Below are 19,122 nucleotides of genomic sequence, written 5' to 3'. Positions count from 1 at the left end.
TATTTTAACAAATTTTTTACAACCAGGATTCATCTCCCGTCTCAAGAACAGTCTCTACTATCAAGAGAACAATGGAAACAACATTTGCAACTACAGCACCCCAGGCCATAGCTTTAACAAGAGATATTCTCATTCCCATCTCATAAAAAATCACTGCTGGTATAAGATGAAGATCTGCAACAAAACTTGTAGCAAGAAGTTCAGCACTTAGAGTCCTCTTACTGCCAAGTTTTAAAAGAGTGGCTATCATGTTAAAAGTAACTGCAGCCATCAAAGTGTAAGGGTCTCCATCGTAAACAAAACCAACAATAGTGGTTAAAGACATCATCACACAGAAAAAGGTCCCAACCTTACCCCAATCCATTCTCTCTCTCCTTCAGCAGTTTCTTTAAAACATCTCTTCTTGAAAAAATACCAACAGTTAAAAAAGCCTTTCTTATTTTTTCTACAAGCTTTTTAGAAACCACAACCGCAATCAAATCACCTTCCATCAATTTCTCATCCTCATCAGGAAGATAAATAATCTCTCCATCAGTCCGTCTAATGGCTATAACTGAAGCCCTGAATTTCTCTTTTAAATTAAGCTCCTTTAAAGTTTTTCCCGCAACCTTAGAACCAGGCTGAACCACAAACTCCTCTATACCTATAAAATCTCTCTCACCAAAAAGAATCTCTTCAAATATAGATTTACATCCAAATACAGGTGGATTTTCGGCAAGAAAAGCAAGCCTTTTTGATGTGATTTCAGGAACAGCTTCAACATAATCAGCACCAACATCAAACAACTTATCTTTAAAGGAAATAGAGTTAACCACCGAAAAGATAAAAAAGTTTTTAATGTTCAACTTACTTGCAACCTTCTTAACGGTCAAAGTAACAGCCAGATTTTTATAATCATCGTCACACGCAACTATAGCTCCTACAGCACTCTCAGGATTTGCAAGAAGGATTGAATTTTCACAGGATGGATCAAGCTTCAAAAAATACTTTACATCCAATTCCTTTACAAACGCATCAAAGCTTTCCCCATCTGAAACAATAACAAATGGAATACCCTTTCTCTCAAATTCCTTAACAAGAAACTTTACATAATCGGTCATTCCTAAAATGATATAGTGTTTTTTCAAAGCAGAAATATCCGATACCATCTTCCTGAACCTCACTATCTCTTTTACTTCTCCCGATGTAACAATATTTATTAAAACAGCTATTGAATAACCCATAACAGTCCCAACACCAAGCGTCATTACAGCAATATTAAAAAGCCTATCTTTAACCCCCATATCCCACATTTCACCATAACCTATAGTGGTAACAGTAAGAATCGTCATATAAAACGCTTTTAAAAGATCAACTTTAGAGATTAGCATATAACCTATCGTAGAAACCATAATGGCAACAAGAGCAATTATAAGAGGGGGGCGGAATTTCATAAGAATATCAAGGACTTTATCCTGACTATACTCTTTCGGAATATATTTTTCTACCTTCTTCAAAAACCCTCCCTGAAGTTAAAACTACGCAATAACGCAATAAAATATTATAAACCAACTTAATTTTAAAACAATAAGTATCATAGACTATCAAAGAAGCCCTTAACTTTACCCTTAGAACAACAAAAAATTATCCTGAGATTACTTTACAGTCAAAATCAATACTCTTTGTAAACTATCACAGGAATCTTTAAAACAATCTCAATTTAGCTTGGTTAAATACCTTTAAAACTCCAACTCTAATTCCTATATTTAGAAATCCAATATGGAGGCAGATGGAGGCTGGTGTCTCCCCCGGACTTCAAATCCGGTGGTCCTGCGTCAGGCAGGACGGTAGGTTCGATTCCTATCTGCCTCCGCCATTTTTTTGCACTTATTATAATCATCATGTTCCGAATTTTGCACTTTTAATGTGCACACCTCGTCTGCTATTTTGAATTTAACCAATAAAACCAAAGAGCTCAAAACTGAATAAATCTATCTTTCAATTTGGCAAGAAATTTGTTTAAATAAAATTCAAGAATCCTAAAAATTATCGGAGGGATGTAATGAAGAAGATAGAAGCTATTATCAAACCTTTCAAGTTAGAAGAGGTGAAAGACGCACTGACAGACATAGGTATCCACGGCCTTACAGTGACAGAAGTGAAAGGTTTCGGAAGACAGAAAGGACATACAGAGCTTTACAGAGGGGCCGAATACGTTGTTGATTTTATCCCAAAAATAAAAATTGAAGTTGTTGTTTCTGATGATATGGCAGAAAAAGTTATAGAGACCATCGTAAACACTGCAAGAACAGGAAGAATTGGAGATGGAAAGGTGTTTGTTATTCCTGTAGAAGAGATAGTAAGGATAAGAACAGGAGAAAAAGGAGACGCCGCAGTTTAATTTTTTAAAAATCGTGTATTATAATGGATAAAAAAGAAATAATCAGGAGGTAAGAATGAGACCAAGTAACGCAAAAGAAGTTGTAGAGATGATTCAAAGGGAAGGGGTTAAGTTTGTTGACCTCAGATTCTCAGATATGTTCGGAACATGGCACCACATAACATTTCCAGCTCATGAAATCTCTGAAGAGTCTTTTGAACAGGGACTTTTCTTTGACGGCTCTTCAATTCGTCAGTGGCAGCCAATCAACGCAAGTGATATGATGTTTAAGCTTGACCCAACAACTGCAGTGCTTGACCCGCTCTCTGAAATCCCAACACTTGTTGTTATAGCTGACATTGTTGACCCTGTTACAAAAGAACCTTATGAAAAAGACCCAAGAAACATAGCAAAGAAAGCTCTTGAATACCTAAAATCAACAGGAATTGGTGATACAGTTTACTGCGGACCAGAGCCTGAGTTTTTCGTTTTTGATGATGTAAGATTTGACGCAGGAACAAACTACAGCTTTGCTTTTGTTGATTCTGAAGAAGGATGGTGGAGAACAGGAGAAGAAGAGGGACCAAACCTTGGACACAAAATCAAGCCAAAAGGTGGTTACTTCCCTGTGCCTCCAAACGATACTCTTGACCACATAAGAAAAGTTATGGCTCTTAAAATGGAGGAGGCTGGACTTGTCGTTGAATGTCTCCACCACGAAGTTGCAACAGGTGGACAGTGTGAAATAGACTTTAGATTCGGCGATCTTATCACCGCTGCTGACAACATTTTATGGGCAAAATATATCGTTAAAAATGTAGCCAAAATGTTTGGAAAAACAGCTACATTTATGCCGAAACCTCTCTTTGGCGACAACGGAACAGGCATGCATACACACATGTCCATCTGGAAAGATGGCGAAAACCTCTTTGACGGTGACAGCTACGCTGGACTTTCTGAAACAGCTCTTTACTTTATAGGTGGAATTATCAAGCACGCTAAAGCTGTGTGCGCATTCACAAACCCAACAGTAAACTCTTATAAGAGACTTGTTCCTGGATTTGAAGCTCCTGTTAACCTCTGCTACTCTGCAAGAAACAGGTCAGCTTCTATTAGAGTTCCTGTTGTTACAAGCCCTAAAGCAAAAAGAATTGAGGTCAGATTCCCTGACAATTCAGGTGCTCCATACCTTGCATTTACAGCTCTTCTTATGGCTGGACTTGATGGAATTGAAAATAAAATCCATCCAGGTGAACCTGTTGATAAAAACCTTTACGACCTTCCACCAGAAGAGCTTAAAGACATTCCTACAGTTCCAGGTTCCCTCGCAGAAGCCATTGACGCCCTTGAGAAAGACTATGAATTTCTTACAAAAGGCGGCGTAATGACAGAAAAATTCCTTGAGGATTACATTGAGTATAAGAGAAGTGAGGAAATTGACCCTGTTAGACTCAGACCAACACCTATGGAATATCTTCTTTACTTTGATGTTTAATCAAAGCTCTTTCATTTCTGGAGGGCGGCTTAAAAGCCGCCCTTTTTATTTATCTTCTAAAATTCTTCTTAAATGATACGGTGTGTGTAGTGCCCCTACAGGATTGTGTGCTAAAACCCTATCTTTAACAATAAGAACTGTTGAAGGTGCTTCAGAATATTTCTGAAATAAAATATCGTGACCAACACAAAGCCCGATAATAATGTTTAAATCGGTCTTCTTTTTATTTAAAACCTCTGCCTGCTTTACAGGATTACAAATCGCCTCTTTACCATCCTGTAACTTCGGCAGATTGAAAATATCTTTATCCACACTGCCTAACTTACAAACAGCAGAGAACACTTCAAATCCCTTTTTTGAGAAAATATCCGCAACAATTTTTGCTTCATCAAAAAGCCCGATACAGAAAGCAATACCGATCCTTTTATAACCCATCCTTTTTGAAAACTCTACAATCTCCTCAATCCGCGTCATCTTACAGTAGAACTCTTTTTCTATCAAAGATGCTGTTTTTAAAATCTTCATCTCCTCTTCAGGTAAGAGGAGATTATTGGAAGACTCAACACAAACCTTCCCCTCTCTATAACATCCTCTATCTTCACATAGATGACATTTCACCGTAAACCTCTTTCAATGATTGTGAGATTCAAAAGGTCTATCCAGAATTTTTAGCTTTCCATCTTTAAACAGTTTTATCGCCTCATCAACAAACTTTACATCTGAAGGAACAAGATAGGCCCTCATTCCTGCTCTCTCAAGATTGTAAAAAGCTCCCTCTCCGATTCCTTTAACAAGAACAACATCAACTCCGTTTCTCATAAACGTATCAAAGATAAACCTTCCAGCTCCACCACCGCAACCGGATTTCATCTTTGGATTTGAAACAAGAACTGTTTTTCCTGTAATATCATTGTAGATAAGAAACATTGGAGCTCTTCCAAAGTAAGGGCTTACAATTCTCTTCCCATCTATCTCCTTTTCAATTACAGGTATCCCTACAACCATACTTACTTCACCTCCAATCTAACAGTGTTAGCATTTACTAACTTAATTCCTCATTCCTTTAAAAGCAACCTGTAATTATCTGAAAGCCACAAGACAGCATCTACATGAATTAAAGGAATACCCGTCTCTTTCTCAAGTCTCTTCCAGAAATCTTTATCTTTAGAAATTTTTGAAATCCTGCTATCAAGTGGAATCATTATTCCACAGGGAGCAAAAATATCCTTACCAAAAGCTATTCTGAAAGCATAAATAAACATTTTAACAGCAAAAACCACCGTCTTTGCATCCCTTTTCTGATTAAGCAGTTTTGAAAGTTTTTCAAGAAATTCATTAAGATTTTGAGAAAAATAAAGAAGATCTTCCTCTGTTTTTAAAAGACAAAACACAACATCTCTAACTTTTTCATACCTTTTCAGTTTTCCACTTAAAATTCTGTAGTTATACCTTTTCAAAAATTCAGGAAAATACTCAACACCTCTTTTACTGGAGAAAAACTCTGAAAAACGTTTCCAGTACTCCTCCCCTTTCATGTTAAGCTGGTACGATAAAAGAGCATTAATAACAGCTAATCTAATAAACAAAAGCCTATCCTCCATAGAGTTATACAACTCCTCAAGGGCCTTATACTGTGGATCATTCTTTTCAATTCTGATAATTTCATCCTTGGAAAAACTTTTAACAAAATTCTTCACCTTTTCATATTTCATTGCTCTCTCCTGATTAATAGAAACAGTAATTATTATCATTAAATTTGACCTGAATCAAAGTAATTCTAATCAAATTCTAACAGATTAAATAAAAACAGTTCTGGAGGTATGATGAAGATAATTAAAAGCGAATCTGTATCCCCATTTGATAATCCACACAAAGTAAAAGCTCAAAAACTCCTTGAAAGAGATGACATCTCTGTAAACCTTATAACCCTTGAGAAAGGGGAAGGGTTAAAACTTCACAAAACCCCGGTAGATGTTCTCTTTTTCATTCTATCTGGTGAAGGAATAGTTGAGATAGGGGAAGAAAAAGAGAAGGTGAAAGAAGGCGACCTTATTGAAAGCCCTGCCAACATTCCCCACCGGCTTGAAAATACAGGAGATAAAACTTTTAAATTTCTCGTTTTAAAACTAAAAACAGCAGGAGGGAAAGATGCTTAAAAAATTCTTTGGGTCAAACACAGAGGAAAAAAACGGAAAAATTATAAGCTACCATGAAAGCATTAACTACATGTACGAAAAAGTTAAAAAAGCCCAGATGTCAAACGTTGCTGACAGATACGAAGCGATGGAAAAAATAAGGTGTAAATTCTGTAAAGAGGGTATTTCCTGTCAGCTGTGTTCCATGGGACCGTGCCGTATCACTCCTCAAACCCCAAGGGGAGTATGTGGAATTGACGCCCACGGTATCGTTATGAGAAACCTCCTTCACAAAACAAACATGGGACTTGCAGCATATACATACCATGCAAGAGAGGTTGCTGAAACATTGAAAGCAACCGCAGAAGGCAAAACAATCTACACAATCAAAGACCCATCAAAAATAGACCTTTTAGCAGATATCCTTGATATTGATCAATCTCTTGAACTAAACGAAAAAGCAAAAGCGGTAGCTGAAAAATATCTCCAGCTACTTGCTGAAAACAGAGAATCAACACTTGTTGAAAAACTTGCACCTGAATCAAGAAAAGAGGTTTTCAGAAAACTTGGCATCTTCCCAAAAGGACCTTATCAGGAGCTCGTTGACTCTGTAACAAGAGGAATGACAAACATTGACGGAGACTACATTACTCTTGCCCTTGCAGCATTAAGAAACGGAGTGGCATCAGTATTTGGTTCTCTTGTTCCCCTTGAACTCATGCAGGATGCTCTATACGGCACTCCATCACCTCATGAAGGTGAAGTTGATCTTGGCGTTCTTGACCCGGACTACGTAAACATACTTCCAAACGGCCACGAGCCTTTCGTGGGACAGGCACTTATAGAACTTGCAAAAGATGAAAAGTTTCAGCAGATGGCAAAAGAAGCTGGAGCCAAAGGAATAAGAGTTGTAGGTTCTATTGAAACAGGACAGGAACTTCTTGCAAGAAACAATCTATCAGAAACATTTGCAGGCCTAACATCAAACTGGATAGGAATTGAATATTTTCTCTCTTCTGGAGCGGTTGATGTATTTGCTATGGATATGAACTGTTCCCTTGCAAACCTTAAAGAATATGCAGACAAATATAAATTTAAACTTGTAGCTGTAACAAACATAATAGGTGTTCCAGGCTCAGAAAGAATAGAGTATAAACCAGGAAATGAAAAGGAAGTAGCAGAAAAAATTATCAAACTTGCCATTGAAAACTTTAAAGAGAGAAAAGCTTCTGTTAAGCCAGAAAACCTTACTTCCTACAGACAAAAAGCGATCGTAGGATTCTCAGCAGAAGCAATAATAAACGCTTTAGGCGGAAGTCTTACTCCGCTACTTGAGGTCATAAAGTCAGGAGATATAAAGGGTGTTGTTGCCCTTGTTAACTGTTCAAGCCTTGGAAACGGCCCACAGGACAAGCTCACCGTTGAACTTGCAAAAGAACTTATAAAAAGGGACATTCTTGTGATAGGTGCCGGTTGTGGAAATGGAGGATTACAGATGGCCGGTCTTGAGACCCTTGAAGCAGCCGAAAAGTATGCAGGAGAAAAGCTAAAAGGCGTATGTAAAGCACTCGGTATTCCACCAGTACTATCGTTTGGAACATGTACAGATACAGGAAGAATCGTAATGACTGTTGTTGCCATAGCAAACGCTCTCGGAGTAGATACAGCAGACCTTCCTGTAGCTGTTACAGCACCAGAATATATGGAACAGAAGGCTGTAATAGATGGATTCTCTGCCGTTGCTATGGGTCTTTACACTCATGTTTCCCCAACTCCACCAGTAACAGGCTCTGATAAGGTTGTGAAACTTCTCCTTGAAGATGTTGAAGCACTTACAGGTGGAAAAATAGCAATAGGAGATGACCCTGTAGCCGTGGCAGATGGAATAGAAGCCCACATTCTAAAGAAAAGAGAAGCTCTCGGTATATAATACCGGGAGTTAACTCCTCCTCTTCCATATTCCTTCAGGCGGGGATTCCCCGCCTTCTATTTATCTATGAGCGGGAAGGATCCATGAGTATAGAGAAGGAAAAGAAAGTTATAAGAAAAATGATTGAAATATACTGTAAAGGAAAACATAAAACCTACCATCAGCTTTGTGAAGAGTGTAAAACTCTTTTAAACTATTCGTTTACAAGGCTTGACCTTTGTCCCTTTAAAGACAACAAACCTTCCTGTAAAAAATGTCCCATCCATTGCTATTCACCTGAAATGAGAGAAAAAATAAGGCTGGTAATGAAATACAGCGGACCAAGAATGATATTTTACACACCTTTGGAGTGGCTAAAACATAAAATAGAAGAGATAAAACACAGTTGAAAAAACCATGTTCCTTGATAAATTAAAGTAGAAAACAGAAGGAGGAAAGTTTGTCTATTTATAACATATTAAAGACAATTCCTCTTTTTTCCAGTTTACCAGAAAAAACAATTAGGGAAATAGAATATTCATTGATAGAAAAACACTACAGCAAAGGTGAACTTATTTTCTCCTCTTACGAAAAAGCAAAGGGTGTTTTTATTTTAATAGAAGGGAAAGTTAAGCTGTATAAATCCTTAAGTGGAAAGGAACAAACCCTTAGAATTTTTACACCAGTATCAATGCTGGGAGAAGCTGGAACTTTTAAAGGAGAAAATTATCCTGCAAACGCTATAGCTCTTGAAAATTCTACTCTTTTACTGCTTGAAAAAACAACGCTGATTAATATCATAAAACATAATCCAGAAACAGCACTAAAAATGCTTGGAATACTTTCTGAAAGATTGTTTTACCTTGTAAATCTTGTGGAGAAACTGACGCTGAAAGATGCTGTTTCAAAAGTTTACGAATACATAAAAGAGAATAGCAACTCTAAAGGAGAAGTTGAATTTAAAACAAGTTTTGTAGCAATGGAGCTGGGATTAACTGTTGAAACAGTATCAAGAGCAGTATCCCGCCTTAGAAAAAGCGGTAAAATAGACAAAAAAGGACGGAAAATTATTCTGAAATAACACTAACAAACCATAAAAATCTTTCCTTTACCCTGCTCTTTTGCTTTATAAAGCGCTTTATCGGCTTCTTTAATATTTTCAATAAAAGGCACAGCACAGCAAACTTTTGATACACCTATAGATGCAGAAACACTAACTTTGCCTTTCTCCGTTAAAATGCTTATATCTTTAATTTTTCTCTCTATCCTTTCTGCAACTTTTAAAGCGATGCTTCCATCTGGGACATTTAAAACAACAAGAAACTCATCTCCACCATACCTAACAGCTATATCACCATTTCGCAAGCAGCTTTGTAGAATTTCCCCGACTTTTTTTAACACTTCATCACCTACATCATGTCCAAAATTATCGTTTACAAGTTTAAAATCATCAAGATCTATGAAAATAACATAGTTGTAATCTTTTCTGAGCTTTGAACTTAAAAGCTCAAGATAATTTCTGTTATACACCCCTGTTAAAGCATCAACAAAAGCTTGTTTTTCCTTTTCTTTAAGCTTTAAAAATGCATCAAAACATAGATCAAGATTTTGAATCATAGTCGCATTCTTTTTCAGAAAAGAATAGGCAAAATTTGAATATTTAACAACAACAGAAAGAAGAAATATTCTCTCATCAATATCGTTTATAGTTTCAAGCGACCATTTATAAAATTTTTCAAAAAGCTCAGAAGAAAAAACAAGATAAACCGGATCAAAAATAGAAGAACTTATACCTGATTTAACATAAAAGTGGGCCATCTTTACAAAGAAAGCTTCATCAAAATCTTTAATAAAAAGAGAACTGTAAAACTCAGACAAAAACCTTTCAAGAAATTTCTTATGTTTCTCATCAATATCATCAGCTTTTATAAGCTCATCAATCTTATTCTGCAAACTCAAATAATAGAAGGAATTTTTAAACTCTGCAAAAGTCTTTCTATTTTTGTCAACAGCGTTTTTTAAAGAGAACTTTAATTGATATACAAGCTCTGAAATCGTTTCATTATCCATAGGCCAAAGATCAACTGGCACAACATATCCCTGCTTCCTTCTTACATATCTTCGACATCTCTTGTAATCACTTTTACAAAACATTGTTTCTATCTTTTCCCACACCTCATCATCATTAATAAAAATAGGAAAAAGACAACCATCAAGAAATTCACACACTCTTTCTTTCACTTTCAAATCCCCTTTCATTATCAATCTGCCTGGAAAACTAAACCCGGTGTATCACCTGAAGCTTCAACATACAGAGAATCAAGATTTATAACGTAATAAGTGTTTTTACCTGTGAAAACAAAAACTTTTCTACCATCAGAAGATAAACTCATCTCCTTAACATCTCTAATGTTAAAAACAACATAAGGTGAAACGGTTGCTTTGTTCAAAACAACCAAATTACTTTTTGAAGCAAGAAAGAGAAAATCTTCAAAACTTCTTACAATTAACGGAGATTCAAACACTGGAAAACTCTCAATACTCTTCTGGTTAAAGCTATATCTATAAATAGCTTTCCCTTCCTTATCTGCAGCATAAACAAACCTATCATCACCTGTTACAGAAACAATATCCCCCGGGAAAGAAACCGTAGAAATAATTTTTCCACTTCCACCACTTAAAAGATATACACTTGAAGGATTCTCTGTGGCAACAAGAAGATAACCAGTTTTCTTTATGTAAAAAGCATCTTTAATCCTTCCATCTGTTGAAACGACAAACCTTGCCCCAGTCTCAGGACAGAAATAACAAATGGTATTTTGCCCTTTCTCAGGGATGTAAATCTTTCTATCTGAAGATAAAAACCTGTTTTCTAAAGAAACATCCGCTATAGAAACAGCACCTGACCAAAAACCATTTTCAGTATTAACTTCAGCTATCTGGCCATTTTCAAACCCTGTGTAAATTTTTCCATCTAAAACAGTAAGGCCATAGGGAGAATGAGGAAATCCAATGAACCCTACGATAAAACCGCTATCCTCATCTATAACACCAAGGGCATCAAGAGAAGGGATAGAAAAAAACTGCTTTTTTGAAACAGAGAGAATATTTTGAGGGAAAACCTGAACATTTTCATCTTTCATCTTAATAAAAACGGCTTTTACGCTGTTATCTTTTAAAGAGAGAGAAGGCGAAAGAGTATAAGATTTACCGTTTAAACTGATACTACCATAAGCACCAGCTGGAACATCTACTATACCTATAAAAAACTGCTTTTTTGTCTCTTCTGGTGCAAATGATCTTTTTAAAGAGATGGTTTTATTCCCGATTCCGACAGTTTCAACTTTAAAACCGCTCCCTTTATGAGAGTGCTCGTGATGGTGATGAGTTTCCCCTTCAAAATTAAGGTAAAACACCACCTTAGCTGCAAAAGATTGGGAAACATAAAAAAAAGAGAAAAACAATACTAAAACATGAAATCTTATCATCTCACCCTCTTTTCAAAAAGTCCTTCTTTCAGTATAACATTCAGGTTTTCCTGTATTTAAAATAGCACTATCATCACTTCCGTGGAAATGGCAGAGGAAACAGTTATCACCGTATCCTATAGTCCCGTGACACCAGCTACATCTCCAGTAGCAGTCTCCCTGATACGGTGCATCTGGCATAGTATGATGAATATCTCGCCACGAAGCAGCATCCCCAGAATCATGTAAATGACAGTTAGCACAGGCTTTGTATATCTCATTGTCAGTGGTTATTACAGGATTCCCATCATAAAGCTGAACACCATCACCAAGCTCTTTCCCGTTTATCTCTTCTCTTATAAGATAAAGATTCTGAGAACCGTGAGCCTCATGACAGTCCATACAGGATAAAACAAATCCTGCTCCGTTTGCATTGGCTATCGGACTGCCATCGTAAGGAGGTTTTAAAGAAGCTGTGTTTGTATCACCTACCCCTACATCTGAGTCCGCAACCCTGAATCCGTGCTTATCTCCACTGTTTGAAAACCAATCTATCTCATAAAGCTCCCTTCCAAGAGTAGTGCTGTAAATCTTATTTACCGTGTTGTGGCAGTCTGTACAGTAGGTTATGTAGTCGGGCATCTTTGCTGCCTGATTTGATGGGGTATCGGCAGCTCCGTCAGGTTCAAATGTTGTGGTTGAACCGTAGTAGTAAGGCGGCTGGTAGGCATTTGTAAGGGCTGCAAGGGTTTCGTTTGCATCGTCTCCCCAGAGGTTATTGTGGTCCGATGGTTTTGAAAGTGGTGTGTATGTCGGGTCTGATACATTTCTTTTGTTTGCTCTTACTATGTGGGGGTTGTGGCAGGTATCACAGGGGTTTGATTGTTGTTTGTAAAATGTGTTAAATGGAAGTGTTGTGCTTCCTGCATTTCCAAGGGCAAACTGGTGAAGGTCGTAAAGGTTGTGGTAGGATGCCTGGTTGAACATTTGATATATGCTTGTTGCACTTGGGGTGGTGTAACCTCCAAATGTGGCGCTGAAGTTTTTGTTGTCTATTCCTCCTACTTGAACAGAACCGTCTGTTGTTGTTGAGTGGCAGTAGAAGCAGTAGTTGTCTGATAGAGTGTATGGATTAACTGTTTTTGCAGTGTTGAAGTTTGGTGCAAATAGGGCAAATGGGGATGGAGAGCCGTTCTGGGGTGTTGGCTCTATTCCGTTTTGGCTTGCATGCATTTCGTGGCAGTGGTCGCAGTTTCCTGTTGAGTATCCTGACATTGAGTTTCTGTTTACTCCGTAGGTGGCGTTGCCGTGGGCAGATTGTAAATAGGAACCAGCATAAGATGTACCTGAAAAGATTAAAATTAAAAACAATATTTCAAGTCTCATAAAGGTCCTCCAAACAAAACCGACAATCAATCCTTCTGGGTGTGGCACACATTACACCCGCTCTTTTTACTATTTCCGGGCCAGTTTTTAAAATCCCATCTTAAAATATCAGCGTAAGGAGTTCCGTGTGCTCTGTGACAGGAAATACATGTTACAATCGCTGTTCCTGCAATACCGCCCTGAGAAACATCAACGGTTGAAAGAACCCCTTTAGTTAAATCGTTTGAAGCAAGAGGAGCTACTACGCTGTAAGGAGCGTTCGTGGGGTCTGTCGCACCGTTATAATACTGATATTCAGAACCAACAGCATCTGTCATATCAAAGTCGGTGGGATGCCTCAACCAGGGAGAAACACCGTAATTACTGGAAGAAACCTGTCCAGAACCTGAATGGTAAAAACCGTGACATTCGGCACAAAGGTATGAGATAGTATGCTTATCGGCAGTTGAAGGCTCAAGTAAAGTTGTTGAATCTCTAACCTGACCGTAGTATTGATTATGCTCTGTTTGGGTAGGCCTGAATTCCCAGTCGCTGTCTTCTATTCCGTAAATTCCAAGAAGAAAACGGTAGCTGTTTCCTACGGTATCTGCCGTTGTTAAAGCTGTAGTACTGTCATTCCCTTTATTACCGTGGTGAGCACCGTATATTCCCTTATAGTTGTCATCTCCTGCTCTGTGGTGTCCGTGACAACCGTAGAGCCCGGCACAGGTAACCTGCTGACCGGCAGGCCAGCTCCCTCCACCAACTGTTTCCCCTGCAGCGTTTGAAAATGTTCCATCAAAACCCGGCGGCGTTAAAAGAATGGTATCCGGATTTGTCAATCCTTCAACATTGTGTCCACACTCATCAGCTGCAGTATTTGAAGCAGTTGTCCCGAACTTAACCCAGTAAAAATTCCCACCGGCCAGTGTGTTTGTGTCAGGCTCTGTTCCCGTTTCATTATAAACAGGCGGAGTTGTTGAAAATACGTACGGCGTTGGATTTGTTCCTGTATTTGTGCCTGTATGACAACCTATACAATCTGTATTCAGCAGAAAAGGATGAGTTCCGTTAGCATTTACAGGAACACCATTTTGCATATTGTGCATGGTATGACAGTTAACACACGGACCGGAAACTGCAAAAGCATTTAAAACTCCTGAAAAAACCAACCCTATACCTAAAATAATCTTATTTTTTGCTCTTACCATCTTCACTTTCCCTATCAAACACTTCAACTCTACCGTTTCCCTCTTCTACTACCCATAATTTACCATATTTATCAAAAGCTATGTAGTTTGGATAGTAAAGTTCTCCTTTCTTCTGTCCTTTACTCAAAATAGCAGTTTTAAATCCACCCTCTTTGTAAAAAACTTTAATATTACCTGCCACTTTATCACATACATAAATATAACCATCTTTATCCAAATCAAGAGAAACTGGCAAAAGCAACTTTTCCATTCCGCTGTCAAGTTTTATCACTTTTTCAACATCTCCTGAAGGAACAGAAAAAACAACTACTTCCTTTGAGATAGGAGAAAGAGCATAAAGTTTATTCCTTTTTATCTTAAAATCTATAAAACCGTCCCTTTTTCCGTGAAAATAGGTTCTTACAGGATTAAAATCTTTATCAAAAACCGCTATATCTCCTGCAGTCATATCAAGAATATAGTAATTACCATTCTTAAAGTAAAAAACTCCGGGAATAAACGGAAGCTTCACTCTCCTTATCTTTCGGGTTTTAAGATTTATAGTGGTTAACTCTTTCCTGCCTCTATTAATCACTGCTATTTCTGAGGATGCTATCTTTGCCAGAGCGATCGGCTTATCAAGGACATTAGCAGCAAAAAATGCAGCACCAGGAGTTCCATAATCTGCCGTATAAGAAAAGAGCTTCCCTTTCGCATCTACAACATAGGCTTTTTTCCCATCGTTAGAAAATGTGATAAAAACAGGTTGTCGCATAAAGTTTTCTCTTTTATCTTTCTTTAAACTCATATACCACTTAAAGTTAAAATTCTCAGCCCTCACGGGTAAAGCAAAAAAAAGAACAAATATAAAAGTTAACAATCTCTTCATAATCAATGCCTCCATCACTTATACCTTTTTGGAGAATGACACTGATAGCACAGCGCTGACTCCCCATTTTTCTTTAAAAGATACTTGTAATCTGTCCCCATAGTGAAATGGCAGGAGATGCAGGTAACAGGTTGTCCATTCCTCGGGTCAAGATGTTTTTCACCCTGCGGATGTACACAGTAGCCGGCTTTATTTGTAGCATGACATCTCATACAAACAGTAATACCATCCCCTTTAAGCATAGCTATATTATCACTCTGATGGGGATCATGACACATCACACAGTTCCTAATATTTTTATGATGATAAAGGTGAGAATCTATCCTTTCATACACTTCTCTGTGACACTCATAACAGACAAGCTCACCTGAAACCCTTTTAACATCTTTTTTTGAAGGTGAATCTGTTTTATGGCAGTACAAACAGGAGTTCTTTCCATCACCGAAAGCATGAATATGGATATACTCAAAAGTTAATTCCTCTTTTATTTCCTGCGGATTAAACGTATCTGTAGCATTCTTTGAAACAACTCTTTTAAAACCGCCTCCTGGAACAGCATAGGAGATCCCTGTAAAGAGTAAAAACAAAGAAGTGGATAGTAAAAAATTAACTCTCATTCTGTTTCTCCCTTCCTTTAATATATCCAATTATAAATAAGCCCATTAAAGAAATCAGAAAAAGATAAAATGCATATTTTCCGTTAAACTCGGTTCTATTTTTGTATCTGTTAACTATCTCATTCCACACATCCCAGTTAACTTTAATCTCTTTTCCATTCATAAGAAGATTCATATAAAGCTTCTTAACGTAATCTTCTTTAGCTCTTTTAAATTTCTCTTCCCATACAACTTTCTCAATGGATTCTCTCACTTCTGCTAAAGGCTTATACTCCCCTCTATGCTTCTCAAGAAGTTGGAGAAGGAAATATGTATCTTTTATTTTAATAGGGGCAGAAACCTCCCCGGACTCTAAATTGTCAACCACCTTTTTTGTTTCCGGCAACAACTTGTTATAAGGAACAGTAACAACGTTATCATAACCCATTATATCAATGGTCATTTTCTTAAAATCTGCACCTTTCTTAACTTTCTCATAAAGTTTTTCAATAAGTTTCTTATCTGAAGTCTGCAAAAATCTGAATTTAACCTTATCTGGCAATCTGTATTTTTCCTTATTAAGCTCATAATACCTTTTTATATCTTTATCGGTTACTTTCACCTGAGGCTTAATAATTCTATCCTCAAGTTCCCTTATAATTCTATTCTGACAGTAAAACTCATACATAGACTTTAAAGGTTCTCTTCTCTCATAATGTCTGTTTATAGCTTCAATCCCAACAAGAGTTTGATTTATTATTGAGTCAACAACTCTTTTCTTTGCCACATTAATATCAACTTTACCAAATCTTGAATGTTTCTGCCACTCAACCTCTTTCTTCAAAAACTTCCCAAAACCTCCGGCTGTCAGGGCATAATTTCCAACTTCAAGCACAACTTTATTTTTAATATCTTCAGGGACATTCTCTGACGTGATTTTATCCAGAACATCCTTATATATTTTAACCTTATATTTTTTCTTAAGCTCATCAAGAAGTTGCTGTGTTGCCTGTGCTTCCCGTATTTTTATAAGTTTTTCCTTTGCAGCTTTGAGAAAATCTTTCTTACGGTTATCATTAAAAGTCTTATCAACCACTATAACTATAAGCCACTTATCTTTATCCTTTAAAGGTCCCACAACATCCCCTTTATTTGCCGAGAAAAGCATCCCTCTTTGCTTCATATCCTTGATATCAAATGGACGCATATATTTAGTAAATCTTTCAAAATTATCCGTATTTTTGATACCTAACCTTTCTGCCAGAACTTTTCCATCAGCAACACCCTGATCTATAAGCTTTTTTGCTTTTTCAGCGGTCTTTCTATCGTTAAAGTAGAAAATGTGAAACTTCTCCAGTGGCAAATACTCTTTCTTGTAAAATTCCTCCACCTCTTTATCTGTTACATTCTTTGCTTCTGAAAGAGTATCACCTTGAAGTAGAAGCAATGAGCGTACCTTGACAAATTGTCTTATCTTCTGCTGGTAAGAAGGATACTTATAGAGACCAAGTTCTGTTCCATTTTCAAAAAGAAGCATCCAATCTATAAAAGGTGTTGGAGTTTCTGGAAACTTTGAACCATCAACTTTCCAGTTATCCCACCAATTTTGAAAATCCTTAACTGTATAAGTTTTATTTCCTATTTTTACAAGCCAATCATTTGAAGAAACCTTCCCGTAAGAAAAAGAAGAAAAGAGAATAAAAATTCCTGTCATAAGCACGACTATTCTTTTATACATTTAATGCCGGCCTCCTGAAGTTTTTTAATAAGTTCATCGGTTCCTCTAAATGTAAGCTCCGCAATACTTTTAACAACTCCAAATTCAAGTATTTTCCTGTAATCATCCCCCCGACGAGTTATGTAGGCTGTAAAAACTCTTCTTCCAGTTTTTGTACTTATTCCCTCTATCCAGACCCTTATCTCAGGATACCGGCTTCCTCCCCCATAAGGTTTATATTCTATTACTCTCCCTGTAACAACAAGTCCAACACTCATATTATTACGCAGGAAAAGTAGAAGTGTATCTGGAATATTCTGATATGTAAAGAAATGCCTTCCTATCATCAGCTTCCTAACTTCTCCAGGAAGAACAACATCAACGCCGGTAGAAACAAACCCAGAGTAGAGAATAGTGGCAACTTTCTCTCCGGCATTCTCATCATTTTCTATCTCATTTTTAAACGGTAAAATAGCAACTTTGCACGGTCTAATCGGCTCTTTTGTAAAAACTTTCACATAGCCAGTTTGTGCTTCTTTACGGTTTAAAGAAGCACATCCGGAAACAAAAACGACTAAAAACACCAATATCAAAAACTTAAAACTCCTCAACCCAACCTCTTTCTTCCATTATCTCTTTATAAGATTTAATCTGAGGATTAAAATCCTTCTCAAGCTTATTGCCGAGTTTATCCTCTATATAAAGCCTCACCTTCAAACTGTTATACTTTGCCTTGAAAGTTATCTCTGCAGGTAACGACTCAAGTTCTGCTTTGCCAAGAGGATACCCTTTAGGAGAGTAAACAGTAACTTTTATCTTTTTTATACCTGTAGGAATATTTATTTTTCCTATGGAAAGAACAATATTTCCATCTTTATCCCTGTAAACCTTTACCTCTGGAACAGGAATTTCATGAAAGAAATAAAACCTTTTTTTAAGTACCGCCTTATTGCCAGCAGCATCTGTAACTGTAAACTTTATCTCATAAATCCCTTCAGGTAAGTTATTTCTAACAGGATCCCAATTAAAGGAAATTATAGGTGCGCCATAGCCAAATTTTTTAAAAATAACATCTCCATCCTCATTTAAAATAACAAGATTCCAGTGTAATACACTATCCGGCCTCTTCAATCCTGCAGTTATAAAAAGTTTTCCGGGAAGAAAATCTATTTTTCCAAGTCTTTTTAATCCCTTTAATTCAAGATAAACACCCGGTGGAGTATTATCTATTGTTAATTCATCAAGAAAAAGCTTCTTCCCGTTTACGTTTATATACACAGGATATTTTCCCTCTCTTAAGCGGGGTACATATATACCCTCATAATCCCCATCTACTCTCCTTAAAACTACACTATCTCCATCTATATGAACAACAATTTCATCTTTTTTAAAACCTTTGGTGGACTTTAGAAGAATAGACACCGGCTCTCCACTTTTAACATATCTTGGAGAAATAGAAAAATGCTCTATATGAAACTTTGAAAACGCTTTTTTTGAAGCTGTCATTCTTTCAGGGAAAACAGCCGCAATTCTATTTACGATAAGTTCCTTTATTCTATTTTCTGAAAGATTATTACCTATATCAAGAAGATGTTCTTCCGGCTGATAATAAAAAACCCGACTCCAGAACGTTTTCCCTTCAGGAACAGATGTAGCAAAAACAACAACACCGTAAAGGTGTTTCTTCTTATCAACTTCAAGTTTTGTTCCCCACAAAATTGTTGCTACCTTCAGCTCATAAGCAGCAGCAACTTTAGGAATATCCATAACTCCCGTTGCAAACAACCCTTTTTCCGAAAGTTTCCTGTAAAGATCTTTCTGATCAACTACATCAACTCCCCTCTTTTTAAGGGCATTAACTATCCTATCGGTCAAATCAAGATCTATCCCGGGAGGATAAACAGTCAAATCCCTTATTGGAAAAACTGCGATCTGTGCAAAAGTAGATTTCACACAGAAAACCATTAATACAGTTAATACTGTTAAAAATCTTTTCAAAA

At 37.1% G+C, this 19,122-nt stretch carries 20 protein-coding genes and 1 tRNA gene; 7 read left to right on the top strand and 14 right to left on the bottom strand.

Features of this window, described 5'->3' with window-relative positions; all coding sequences use genetic code 11:
- Nucleotides 1–16: 16 nt before the first annotated feature.
- Nucleotides 17–364, bottom strand: a complete 348-nt coding sequence (locus CHB58_RS03400; protein WP_089322702.1) for a DUF6394 family protein — start codon at nucleotides 362–364, stop codon at nucleotides 17–19.
- Complete coding sequence (locus CHB58_RS03395) at nucleotides 351–1,496, bottom strand: potassium channel family protein (RefSeq protein WP_089322701.1); 1,146 nt, start codon at nucleotides 1,494–1,496, stop codon at nucleotides 351–353. The genes CHB58_RS03400 and CHB58_RS03395 overlap by 14 nt, the downstream gene beginning before the upstream one ends.
- Before the next feature lie 264 nt (nucleotides 1,497–1,760).
- Here CHB58_RS03395 and CHB58_RS03390 point away from each other — a divergent pair.
- From CHB58_RS03390 to glnA, 3 genes are all read left to right on the top strand, one after another.
- Nucleotides 1,761–1,855: transfer RNA gene (locus CHB58_RS03390), tRNA-Sec, on the top strand.
- Nucleotides 1,856–2,041: 186 nt separating this feature from the next.
- Nucleotides 2,042–2,380: a P-II family nitrogen regulator gene (locus CHB58_RS03385; protein WP_089322700.1), complete on the top strand. Its 339-nt coding sequence runs from the start codon at nucleotides 2,042–2,044 to the stop codon at nucleotides 2,378–2,380.
- A 55-nt stretch (nucleotides 2,381–2,435) separates the two neighbouring features.
- On the top strand, nucleotides 2,436–3,854 hold the full coding sequence (gene glnA, locus CHB58_RS03380; protein ID WP_089322699.1) for a type I glutamate--ammonia ligase: 1,419 nt from the start codon (nucleotides 2,436–2,438) through the stop codon (nucleotides 3,852–3,854).
- Between the two features lie 45 nt (nucleotides 3,855–3,899).
- On the opposite strand, the gene CHB58_RS03375 is transcribed toward glnA, so the two are convergent.
- From CHB58_RS03375 to CHB58_RS03365, 3 genes are read right to left on the bottom strand one after another with little or no spacing between them, the layout of a single operon-like run.
- Nucleotides 3,900–4,472, bottom strand: coding sequence for a DUF1847 domain-containing protein (locus CHB58_RS03375; RefSeq protein ID WP_089322698.1), 573 nt, complete (start codon nucleotides 4,470–4,472; stop codon nucleotides 3,900–3,902).
- Between the two features lie 12 nt (nucleotides 4,473–4,484).
- On the bottom strand, nucleotides 4,485–4,859 hold the full coding sequence (locus CHB58_RS03370; protein WP_089322697.1) for a NifB/NifX family molybdenum-iron cluster-binding protein: 375 nt from the start codon (nucleotides 4,857–4,859) through the stop codon (nucleotides 4,485–4,487).
- A gap of 50 nt (nucleotides 4,860–4,909) precedes the next feature.
- Nucleotides 4,910–5,566, bottom strand: a complete 657-nt coding sequence (locus CHB58_RS03365; RefSeq protein WP_180706420.1) for an N-glycosylase/DNA lyase — start codon at nucleotides 5,564–5,566, stop codon at nucleotides 4,910–4,912.
- A 111-nt stretch (nucleotides 5,567–5,677) separates the two neighbouring features.
- Here CHB58_RS03365 and CHB58_RS03360 point away from each other — a divergent pair, with 111 nt between their 5' ends.
- The 4 genes from CHB58_RS03360 (at nucleotide 5,678) to CHB58_RS03345 (ending at nucleotide 8,979) form a co-directional block, all read left to right on the top strand.
- Nucleotides 5,678–6,010, top strand: a complete 333-nt coding sequence (locus CHB58_RS03360; protein ID WP_089322695.1) for a cupin domain-containing protein — start codon at nucleotides 5,678–5,680, stop codon at nucleotides 6,008–6,010.
- A complete protein-coding gene (gene cooS / locus CHB58_RS03355) occupies nucleotides 6,003–7,919 on the top strand; it encodes an anaerobic carbon-monoxide dehydrogenase catalytic subunit (protein WP_089322694.1) in 1,917 nt (638 codons plus the stop codon). The genes CHB58_RS03360 and cooS overlap by 8 nt, the downstream gene beginning before the upstream one ends.
- Before the next feature lie 83 nt (nucleotides 7,920–8,002).
- Nucleotides 8,003–8,308 (top strand): nitrous oxide-stimulated promoter family protein, encoded by a 306-nt coding sequence (locus tag CHB58_RS03350; RefSeq protein ID WP_089322693.1) that lies wholly within the window; start codon nucleotides 8,003–8,005, stop codon nucleotides 8,306–8,308.
- A gap of 50 nt (nucleotides 8,309–8,358) precedes the next feature.
- On the top strand, nucleotides 8,359–8,979 hold the full coding sequence (locus CHB58_RS03345; RefSeq protein ID WP_089322754.1) for a Crp/Fnr family transcriptional regulator: 621 nt from the start codon (nucleotides 8,359–8,361) through the stop codon (nucleotides 8,977–8,979).
- A gap of 2 nt (nucleotides 8,980–8,981) precedes the next feature.
- Here CHB58_RS03345 and CHB58_RS03340 read toward each other — a convergent pair whose 3' ends face one another.
- The 9 genes from CHB58_RS03340 to CHB58_RS03305 are packed head-to-tail and all read right to left on the bottom strand — an operon-like array spanning nucleotide 8,982 to nucleotide 19,120.
- Nucleotides 8,982–10,157 carry a GGDEF domain-containing protein gene (locus CHB58_RS03340; RefSeq protein ID WP_089322692.1) on the bottom strand — a complete coding sequence of 392 codons (1,176 nt, stop codon included), beginning with the start codon at nucleotides 10,155–10,157 and terminating at the stop codon, nucleotides 8,982–8,984.
- A 2-nt stretch (nucleotides 10,158–10,159) separates the two neighbouring features.
- Complete coding sequence (locus CHB58_RS03335; RefSeq protein WP_089322691.1) at nucleotides 10,160–11,386, bottom strand: YncE family protein; 1,227 nt, start codon at nucleotides 11,384–11,386, stop codon at nucleotides 10,160–10,162.
- Between the two features lie 12 nt (nucleotides 11,387–11,398).
- A complete protein-coding gene (locus tag CHB58_RS03330; protein ID WP_089322690.1) occupies nucleotides 11,399–12,751 on the bottom strand; it encodes a hypothetical protein in 1,353 nt (450 codons plus the stop codon).
- Between the two features lie 26 nt (nucleotides 12,752–12,777).
- Nucleotides 12,778–13,941, bottom strand: coding sequence for a hypothetical protein (locus CHB58_RS03325; RefSeq protein WP_089322689.1), 1,164 nt, complete (start codon nucleotides 13,939–13,941; stop codon nucleotides 12,778–12,780).
- Nucleotides 13,922–14,809: an NHL repeat-containing protein gene (locus CHB58_RS03320; protein ID WP_089322688.1), complete on the bottom strand. Its 888-nt coding sequence runs from the start codon at nucleotides 14,807–14,809 to the stop codon at nucleotides 13,922–13,924. The genes CHB58_RS03325 and CHB58_RS03320 overlap by 20 nt, the downstream gene beginning before the upstream one ends.
- A 14-nt stretch (nucleotides 14,810–14,823) precedes the next feature.
- A complete protein-coding gene (locus CHB58_RS03315; protein ID WP_089322687.1) occupies nucleotides 14,824–15,426 on the bottom strand; it encodes a cytochrome c3 family protein in 603 nt (200 codons plus the stop codon).
- Complete coding sequence (locus CHB58_RS03310) at nucleotides 15,416–17,143, bottom strand: peptidyl-prolyl cis-trans isomerase (protein WP_089322686.1); 1,728 nt, start codon at nucleotides 17,141–17,143, stop codon at nucleotides 15,416–15,418. Before CHB58_RS03310 ends, CHB58_RS03315 begins: the two co-directional genes overlap by 11 nt.
- A complete protein-coding gene (locus CHB58_RS08990) occupies nucleotides 17,128–17,733 on the bottom strand; it encodes a hypothetical protein (RefSeq protein WP_143340995.1) in 606 nt (201 codons plus the stop codon). Before CHB58_RS08990 ends, CHB58_RS03310 begins: the two co-directional genes overlap by 16 nt.
- Complete coding sequence (locus tag CHB58_RS03305; RefSeq protein ID WP_143340994.1) at nucleotides 17,720–19,120, bottom strand: Ig-like domain-containing protein; 1,401 nt, start codon at nucleotides 19,118–19,120, stop codon at nucleotides 17,720–17,722. Before CHB58_RS03305 ends, CHB58_RS08990 begins: the two co-directional genes overlap by 14 nt.
- Between the last annotated feature and the right edge of the window lie 2 nt (nucleotides 19,121–19,122).

Source organism: Desulfurobacterium atlanticum (assembly GCF_900188395.1).
GTDB classification, from domain to species: Bacteria; Aquificota; Aquificia; order Desulfurobacteriales; family Desulfurobacteriaceae; genus Desulfurobacterium_A; species Desulfurobacterium_A atlanticum.
Note: the sequence above shows the minus strand (reverse complement) of the source record. Positions and strands in the feature narration are given on the sequence as shown.

Excerpts from the sequence above, each read along its gene's own strand:
- CHB58_RS03400 (WP_089322702.1), bottom strand. The coding sequence starts at position 364 with ATGGATTGGGGTAAGGTTGGGACCTTTTTCTGTGTGATGATGTCTTTA.
- CHB58_RS03385 (WP_089322700.1), top strand. The coding sequence starts at position 2,042 with ATGAAGAAGATAGAAGCTATTATCAAACCTTTCAAGTTAGAAGAGGTG.
- glnA (WP_089322699.1), top strand. The coding sequence starts at position 2,436 with ATGAGACCAAGTAACGCAAAAGAAGTTGTAGAGATGATTCAAAGGGAA.
- CHB58_RS03370 (WP_089322697.1), bottom strand. The coding sequence starts at position 4,859 with ATGGTTGTAGGGATACCTGTAATTGAAAAGGAGATAGATGGGAAGAGA.
- CHB58_RS03365 (WP_180706420.1), bottom strand. The coding sequence starts at position 5,566 with ATGAAATATGAAAAGGTGAAGAATTTTGTTAAAAGTTTTTCCAAGGAT.
- CHB58_RS03360 (WP_089322695.1), top strand. The coding sequence starts at position 5,678 with ATGAAGATAATTAAAAGCGAATCTGTATCCCCATTTGATAATCCACAC.
- cooS (WP_089322694.1), top strand. The coding sequence starts at position 6,003 with ATGCTTAAAAAATTCTTTGGGTCAAACACAGAGGAAAAAAACGGAAAA.
- CHB58_RS03350 (WP_089322693.1), top strand. The coding sequence starts at position 8,003 with ATGAGTATAGAGAAGGAAAAGAAAGTTATAAGAAAAATGATTGAAATA.
- CHB58_RS03340 (WP_089322692.1), bottom strand. The coding sequence starts at position 10,157 with ATGAAAGGGGATTTGAAAGTGAAAGAAAGAGTGTGTGAATTTCTTGAT.
- CHB58_RS03335 (WP_089322691.1), bottom strand. The coding sequence starts at position 11,386 with ATGATAAGATTTCATGTTTTAGTATTGTTTTTCTCTTTTTTTTATGTT.
- CHB58_RS03330 (WP_089322690.1), bottom strand. The coding sequence starts at position 12,751 with ATGAGACTTGAAATATTGTTTTTAATTTTAATCTTTTCAGGTACATCT.
- CHB58_RS03325 (WP_089322689.1), bottom strand. The coding sequence starts at position 13,941 with ATGGTAAGAGCAAAAAATAAGATTATTTTAGGTATAGGGTTGGTTTTT.
- CHB58_RS03320 (WP_089322688.1), bottom strand. The coding sequence starts at position 14,809 with ATGAAGAGATTGTTAACTTTTATATTTGTTCTTTTTTTTGCTTTACCC.
- CHB58_RS03315 (WP_089322687.1), bottom strand. The coding sequence starts at position 15,426 with ATGAGAGTTAATTTTTTACTATCCACTTCTTTGTTTTTACTCTTTACA.
- CHB58_RS03310 (WP_089322686.1), bottom strand. The coding sequence starts at position 17,143 with ATGTATAAAAGAATAGTCGTGCTTATGACAGGAATTTTTATTCTCTTT.